We start from the raw sequence: 1,146 nt of genomic DNA, 5'->3' as shown, positions 1-1,146 counted from the left end.
CCGACCTCCGCTCCTGAGTCGGTGAGCATGTGTTCGATTCGGCCGGTGGGATAGTTGGGGTCGATTGGTACGAATGCGGCGCCTGTTTTGGCGATCGCCCAGGTGGCCAGGACGGATTCGATCGAGCGTGGTAGTCCGATCGCGACGCTGGTTTCCGGTCCGGCTCCGTGGTCGATGAGTAGTCGTGCCAGCCGGTTGGATCGGGTGTCGAGTTCGTTGTATGTCCAGCGTCGGTCCTCGCAGACCACCGCGACCGCGGCAGGGTCTGTGCCTACCGCTGCGGCCAACAGTTCCGGTAACACCCGTCCGGGCACGGCCGGGATACCCGAGATCGAGGTCAGTTCACGATATTCGGTCGCGGACAGCAGGTTCAGCCGACCCAGTGGCAACTCCGGATCGTCGGTGAGGTGACCGATCACGCGCAGGACCCGTTGCAGGGTCGCGTTCATCGCGTCACGGTCGAAGAATTCCGGTAAATATTTGATTCTCACGTGTAGTCGCGTGTCGACATGCGCGACCACCCCGAGCGGGTAGTGCGCGGCGTCGGTACCGGCCACACCCAGCAACCGCATCCCGGCGATATCGGTATCGGTGGTCAGTCCCGCGCGGTCGACCGGATAGGACTCGAACACGGTCATCGTGTCGAATACCGCACCCGGACCCGCTACCCGCTCGATATCGACCAAACCCACATGATGGTGATCGAGCAACATGGTCTGCTCGGCCTGGATCCGATCGAGTAGCTGCCCCAGGCTCTCGGTACTGTCCAGACGCACCCGCACCGGCAACGTATTCACCAACAACCCGACCATCGACTCGACACCCGCAAGCTGCGGTGGCCGCCCGGAGACCGTGGAACCGAACGTGACATCCTCGCGGGAAGTCAACTCCCCCAACACCACCGCCCACGCCATCTGAACCACCGTGTTCAGAGTGATCCCCCGAGCCTTCACGAAATCTGTGAGTGTCGTGGTTTGTTCCTCACTCAATTCACCGAGCACATCCCGTGATTCGGTGTAACGACGACCCGGATCGACCGCGGCCACCAAGGTCGGCTCGTCCACACCATCGAACACACCAGCCCACACCCCGAGCGACGCAGCCCGGTCCTGCCCGACCAGCCACGCCAAGAAGTCCCGATAGGGA

Annotated in this window: 1 protein-coding gene; it reads right to left on the bottom strand. The window is 62.8% G+C overall.

The genetic code is table 11. The features are described from left to right. Positions 1–1,146, bottom strand: a 1,146-nt coding sequence (locus AB0B25_RS32175; protein ID WP_357187630.1) for a condensation domain-containing protein, incomplete at both ends; no start/stop codon positions are given.

The sequence above is a fragment of the Nocardia sp. NPDC049190 genome (assembly GCF_040648115.1).
In the GTDB taxonomy this organism is placed as follows: domain Bacteria; phylum Actinomycetota; class Actinomycetes; order Mycobacteriales; family Mycobacteriaceae; genus Nocardia.
The sequence above is the reverse complement of the archived record's forward strand: the minus strand, read 5'-3'. Positions and strand labels throughout refer to the sequence as shown.